The organism is Okeania sp. SIO2F4, from assembly GCF_010672385.1.
GTDB lineage: Bacteria > Cyanobacteriota > Cyanobacteriia > Cyanobacteriales > Microcoleaceae > Trichodesmium.
Window position 1 is genome coordinate 1 of the sequence record NZ_JAAHGT010000530.1, and the last position, 6625, is coordinate 6625.

7 protein-coding genes are annotated in these 6625 nt (G+C 37.1%); 6 read left to right on the top strand and 1 reads right to left on the bottom strand.

The window, feature by feature from the left end:
* Positions 1-780 precede the first annotated feature (780 nt).
* The 6 genes from F6K22_RS26650 (at position 781) to F6K22_RS26675 (ending at position 4749) form a co-directional block, all read left to right on the top strand.
* Positions 781-990, top strand: a complete 210-nt coding sequence (locus F6K22_RS26650; RefSeq protein WP_293105024.1) for a hypothetical protein — start codon at positions 781-783, stop codon at positions 988-990.
* 315 nt (positions 991-1305) lie between these two features.
* Positions 1306-1545, top strand: coding sequence for a transposase (locus F6K22_RS26655; RefSeq protein WP_483244163.1), 240 nt, complete (start codon positions 1306-1308; stop codon positions 1543-1545).
* A gap of 129 nt (positions 1546-1674) precedes the next feature.
* Positions 1675-2043 (top strand): hypothetical protein, encoded by a 369-nt coding sequence (locus F6K22_RS26660; RefSeq protein WP_293105027.1) that lies wholly within the window; start codon positions 1675-1677, stop codon positions 2041-2043.
* Between the two features lie 263 nt (positions 2044-2306).
* Complete coding sequence (locus F6K22_RS26665; protein ID WP_293105030.1) at positions 2307-3308, top strand: M48 family metallopeptidase; 1002 nt, start codon at positions 2307-2309, stop codon at positions 3306-3308.
* A 133-nt stretch (positions 3309-3441) separates the two neighbouring features.
* A complete protein-coding gene (gene psb28, locus F6K22_RS26670; protein ID WP_293105033.1) occupies positions 3442-3777 on the top strand; it encodes a photosystem II reaction center protein Psb28 in 336 nt (111 codons plus the stop codon).
* 447 nt (positions 3778-4224) lie between these two features.
* On the top strand, positions 4225-4749 hold the full coding sequence (locus tag F6K22_RS26675; RefSeq protein ID WP_293105036.1) for a MogA/MoaB family molybdenum cofactor biosynthesis protein: 525 nt from the start codon (positions 4225-4227) through the stop codon (positions 4747-4749).
* A gap of 43 nt (positions 4750-4792) precedes the next feature.
* On the opposite strand, the gene ctpB is transcribed toward F6K22_RS26675, so the two are convergent.
* Complete coding sequence (gene ctpB / locus F6K22_RS26680) at positions 4793-6100, bottom strand: carboxyl-terminal processing protease CtpB (protein WP_293105039.1); 1308 nt, start codon at positions 6098-6100, stop codon at positions 4793-4795.
* Positions 6101-6625 lie beyond the last annotated feature (525 nt).

Below are 6625 nucleotides of genomic sequence, written 5' to 3' on the forward strand. Positions count from 1 at the left end.
TGGCAGCTCCTCTGAAAGAGGAGCTGCCTCCTGCGGAGGAGCTGCGCTAACACTAACGCAAACGACCGCTTTTTCCTCTTGAAAGGGGAGGCAAAGTAAGCTGAATTATTTAATAAATAATTATTAATTATTGGTGATTCGGTAAGCAACAGGCAATATTGGGAAAAACATTTTATCGTCTGTTATTGATCATCAGTCTATGTCTTAACCAACTATTTCTTTGCTATATACTATAATTTTTGGGTAGTCCTAAAATAGTAAGGATAAAGGAGAGCAAAACCATTCTGTGTTCCCTATTCCCTACTACTTATTATTACTTCTTTCTTTACCACTACCAATTTTTTTTATCCAACTATTTGCCAGATATCTAATTTATGAATCTCCCCATCTTGTTATCAATTATTGGTAGCAAACATTAACGTACCTCATATAATATTCCCCTTTCTATCTTCACCATCTACTATTTTTATTTGACAAAAACAACCAGTTATAATATAATTAAGTCAATTTTTACTATTGTGGATTTTTCCAGACCAATCTCAAGCTTACCGAAAAGCTTCCGTTGAATGCCCGTATCTTTCAGAGCGGGGATGAAAAAGAGCTAGGTGTTAAGGCCATACGACTTTAGTCATTCTTTTATATAGTACAATAAATTTAACTTTCAAGGTGGAAAAATGTATGCTTGTCAACAAGTTTGAGTTTCTCAAAATCCCGAATTAATTGCCATTTTAATATTCTTATGTGAACAGTCTCACAAGCTAACTAACATGGGAATATATTATGGTCAGCAATTATTTTTTAAGTCTCACAAAACTATTGGCAAGTTTGACGGATGAAAAAGTCTACAAACACAAATATCACTATAAATTTCTAGATTCTCAAGCAGCAAAACAAATATTGAGAACTGTAGCTGAATCATTTCGCTTTTATTATGGTCTAATTAAAGCCTATACTGAAGGTAAAATCCTAGACAGATTATGGTCTAATTAAAGCCTATACTGAAGGTAAAATCCTAGACAGACCCAGAATACCTATAGTATAGAAAAAAAGCCGGATTAGCTACAGTTAGTTATCCTTCTCAAGCATTAAAACTCAAAGGTAATCAAATCAGAGTACCACTGTGCAATACCTGTAAGCGCTGGTTTGGTTTAGATAGCTTCTTGATTCCCATTCCTAATAATCTTGAATTTTATGCTGTTAAAAAACTGAGAATATTACCGATAAACAAATGTTTTTATTGGGAAGCGTGTCTATGAAAAAGAAGTAGTAGTTAAACCTCAATTAAATCAATAAAATGTCTGAGGAATTGACTATGGTATAAATAATTGGTTGACCTGTGTATCGAATGTGGGTACGAGCTTGATTGTGGAGGGGAAAAAGATTAAATCAATGAATCGTTGGTACAACAAACAGGTATCAACTCTTAAAGAAAATCAGGCTCAAGGTTTTTGGTCAAATCGATTGACTGCCATTACAGAAAAACGTAACCGCCAAATCCGCGATGGTATAAATAAGGCAGCCAGGATAGTAATTAATCATTGCTGAGAAAATCGGATCGGTACGATTGTTTTTGGTTGGAATAAAGGTCAGAAAAATGAAATAGAATTAGGAAAGAAAAATAATTCAGAATTTGTACCAATTCCTACAGCCAGACTTAAAGAAAGAATAGCTCAGTTGTGTCAAGAATATGGAATAATATTTATAGAAACAGAAGAAAATTATACAAGTATTGCTTCATTTTTAGATGGTGAGGATCTGCCTAATCATGGTGAAATACCCGATGATTGGAAACCCTCAGGAAAAAGAATAAAGCGATGCAGCGCCGCCAAAGGGGGTTTCCCCCATGAGCGACTGCCTGTACGACAGCGTGGTTTATATAAAAGTGGTAATAGTTGCTTTGTGAATGCAGACTATAATGGAGCTGCAAATATTATCCGAAAAGTAAGCAGAAAGCCAGGGTTAAACTTAAGCCAACTGTTTAGGGGCACTTTGACTTGTCCCCAGAGAGTGTGTCTTTGGTCAGCTAATACCATTTCTCTGTAACAATGCACTTAATAATTGTTGCTTAGACCTTATTAGACTGACTATTCTCATATTTATATTAAGTGCAACTTCTTGGAGAAATGGTATAAGAAGAAACGAAGCAACAATAATTTATCCTGTTGCGTAGTATCAACTTAATAATCCCCGTAACTGACCTCCGGGGAGTAGTCAATATCAATAATTAATTCTCTTAACCAATATTTCTCCAGATACCAACTTTCTTGAAGGAGAAAAAAATTAGTTTAACTTTCGGTTGAAATATCATGTTGAAAATCAAAACTATACTAGGTACATTAGCAGCAATCACACTTCTCCCACCTACCAATCAACTATCAGTTAAAGCCAACCCCACATCATCGGAAAATTCTACCCCAACAGAACAACCAAAAAGTATATACCAACAGGCCAAAGAAGAACTACCTGAAGACCTTTATGCACTATATCGAATCCTGGAGCGCATTGCCAGGGCCAATAAACTTGATGAAAAACCATGGCGGATTGTAATTGTTCCAAAATACAATATTAACGCTTTTGCCACTGACGTTAACCTGATTGCTATCTACAACGGTCTCCTAGACCAACTTGCTGGGGATGCTTCAGCAATAGCTTGTGTAGTTGCCCACGAAATGGGTCATCATACTGAAAAGCATATAGCCTTAGCTCCTGTAGAAAAAGTTGCTTTAATCGAACAAATTCAACAAGAAACTGAACAAGAAGTTTTGGCAGAAAAGCAGGATGCTCAGACAGAGGCAACTGGTATGTCTATTGGAGGTAGTGCAGCAAGAGTATTTGGCGGAAGAGCAGGCAGAGTTGGTGGTGCAGTTTTGGGCAATGCTAGTCGCCAACGTTTGAAAGCATCTCAAGAAAAAATAAATGAAATTGTCGCCCAGAAAACAGAAGAGTTGGAACAAACCTTAGCTGAAGAAGGCCGTAAAAGAGAATTTGAAGCTGACGAAGTGGGATATTTATATTCAGCAAAGGCAGGTTTTGAACCAGAAGGTTGTTTAAGAGCAATGAAAGTTTTGGGGCAAACACCAAGTGCTGAATTTGACACTACTCATCCTGCTGTACCTAAGCGTATTGAAGCTCTCAAAGATTTGATGGTCAAGTTTCCAGCTACATCTCTAGCAGAAGAAGGTAAAGCCCTTATTTCTGAAACTAAACCTTTGACTTATGATTTATCTAAAGATGGAGCATCTTTAAGAGTTAACTCTAGTCGTGGTGGCTCCTCTGCAGATGATGTAGAACGTTTATTTGACAATTGATATACTTTTGGCCTATTACAATTTTGCTTTGCTAAATGAAAAGCAGATCTTCTCCTAGACCCAGGGTTCTAGGAGACCATTTTTCTGTTTATAATAATATCTTAACGATTTATTAAGGATAAAAAAAATACTAATGACTGCAATTCAATTTATTCAAGGTGTTGATGAAGAGGCTATACCAGAAGTGCGTTTAACTCGTTCCCGTAGTGGTAATCAGGGAACAGCTACATTGATTTTTGAGAATCCCAAGGCTTTAGGCCAAGATGTTACTCAAGAAATTACAGGGATGTATATGATTGATGAAGAAGGCCAAATTACCAGTCGCGAAGTTAAGGCTAGATTTGTCAATGGCCAGCCTAAATTCCTTGAGGGATTTCATGTTATGAAGTCTCTCACAGAATGGGATCGTTTTATGCGCTTTATGGAGCGTTATGCTAAAGAGCATGGTTTAGAATTTAACAAGGCTTAATGGGTTCCCCAGGCCAGTAAATTTTGAGCCTGGGGATGTCTAGCTACTTCCCTAGATTTCCCTAAAACAGAAAACAGATAACTCAACGTTAAGTTCTCCAAACTATTACAGGATCTTTTACAATCTTTATTTGACCAGATTAACTCTTTACCAAAAAATTAAGGTATAAAGCCTCTCCATTTATGGAGAAAAAGCGGTCGAGGGATGGCGAGGTTTCCCGAAGAGTGCAGAGCCGCTCCGAAGTGCGCCATATCCAATCGACCAAGAGAAGAAAAAAAATTCCTTTTAGCCAATACTTCTATTACAGAAGAGGTAATTAAGCTGTTTGGTATTTAAACCATATATCCAATTTTTGTCAAAAGCAAGAGGCAAGAGGCAACCGACAAAAGGGAATATACAACCTAAATGATTCTTAGCTTATTAATTATTAATTGTTGAACAGACTACATGGATAAACAAATTCCTCATCCTGCTCCTCCAGATATTACTCTCAGTTGTGCTGTGATTACGGTTAGTGATACCCGCACAAAAGAAACAGATAAAAGTGGTCAATTACTTCAGGAAATGTTGAGAAATGCTGGTCATTCCGTAACAGCATATATAATTATCAAAGATGAAAAATTGGAAGTTGTTAAACAACTACAATATCTATGTCAGATAGAAGTTATAGATGCTGTAATCTTGAATGGTGGTACAGGAATAGCTCCCAGAGATACTACTTATGATGCTATTGAAAATTTATTAGAAAAAACTTTACCCGGTTTTGGGGAACTATTTCGGTGGCTGAGTTATCAAGAAATTGGTTCCAGGGCGATCGCTTCTCGTGCTATTGCTGGTAGTTATCAAGGTAAATTAGTATTTTCACTTCCAGGTTCTAGCAACGCAGTCAAACTAGGGATGGAAAAGCTAATTTTACCAGAATTAGTTCACTTAAGAGGACAGTTGCGTGGAGATCAATTCCACTATAATTAGCGATCTCCCTGAGCAACCTAAAATCAAATCAACTCTCTTCACTTTAATTTTCTTCTTCCCTTAATACTAAAGGGCGTAACAATACTTTATTTTTCAAAAGATTAACAGCTTGGGCATAATAGGGGTCTGATATAGTAGCGATCGCTTCTGGTTTCCGATATAAGCGTCGTTTTTGAGAATCTGTCAAATTTAGAACCACATCTGGAGTAACACCTTTTTTACTAATATCAGTTCCTTTAGGAGTATAGTAGTGAGCAATAGTTACTGCCAAACCAGAACCATCTGATAAAGAATGCACCGACTGTACCAAAGCTTTCCCAAAAGTCTGGTCTCCCATAATTACAGCACGACCGTTATCTTTGAGGGCTCCTGCAAGAATTTCACTAGCACTCGCAGAGTCACCATCTACCAACACCACTGTCGGTTTATCAGTCAAAGCTGAACGGTTTGCCCGCAGTTCTTGTCTATCTCCATCTCGGTTAACTGTGCTCACAATGGCACCTTTATCCATCCACATCCGAGCAATATCTATACTAATACGCAATAACCCCCCTGGGTTCCCCCGCAAATCTAAAACATAACCATCAGGATTTTGATTATCCAGGTCTTCTATCGCCCTTTCCATCTGTTCTCCAGCATGGGCGCTAAATTCCTGTAAACGGATATACCCAATACGCTGGTTTCCTTCTCGCTTGAGGTCGTAACGAACTGCTTGTAATTCAATTCTTGCCCTAGTCAAAGTCACATCAAACTCTTGATCTCCAGAGCGAATGATTCGCAACACTACCTTTGTACCCACATCACCTCGAATCAGTTTAGCTGCTGCTGATACACTTAAACCAGAAGTAGATTTACCGTCAATTTCTTTAATTTGGTCTCCTGGTAATAAACCTCCCTTCATCGCTGGAGAGTTTTCCACAACATCGACCACAGCGATCGCCTTAGTAAGTTCTTCCTGCTTTAGTTGCATTCCTACTCCAGACATTTCCCCTGCTGTTTGATTAGTTAGAGCTTTAAACTGTTCTGGGTCTAGGAAACGAGTATAAGGGTCATTTAGTTTTTCTAGAGCTTCGCGTAATGCCTCGTAAGCTTGTTGATTGGAGGTATAGTTTTTCTCTAATAAACTTTTCCTGGTAGCTTGCCAATCTGTATGATTAAAGCTACCATCAACATACTCGCGGTTAACAATTTGCCATGCTTCGTCCAAAACTACTTTGGGACTATTTTCTAAATTTGCCTCAGCAGGCTTACTCAAGCTAGGGGCCAATAAAGACAAAGCTGCTGTTGTGGCGATCGCTCCACTATATAAAATATTTTGAATAAAAGAAAAGTGTTTTGAAGCTGAGTTCATTTATTTTTTTAGTAGTTGGACATTTATTCAGTTGACTTTCCCAATATTTTATGATATAAGGATAGTTTTTATTTGAGTAAACCTAATATACTAGGATATTAGCTGAGGATATTGATAATTGTATCTATTGTATCTATAGTTATTAAGAAATGCACTATCAGAAAAATTTTAGCGAAAAGCGAGGTTTAAAGCTCTTATTTCTAAAGTCCCAAAAGTATAGATAAACTCTGTTGGTATTGCTATAAATTTTTGATACAGTCTAGTAAATATTCTAACATCAAAAAAAGATGACTCACTAGGTAACGTAAGATTTCCTTCAATATATTCATAACTTTTGGGAATCATCTTAGGAAAAGCAGAACAATTAAAGAACATTATTTTTGAAGGAGTCAATCTCATAAAATTTGCGTCTCCAAATATAGAGTATACTCTAGTGCTTCGTTTGAAGCGGAATTAATGGAAACACAATTCCTTAGTCATTAATCTTATCCTCATTCAGATAACTCTAGTGCTTCGTTTGAAGCG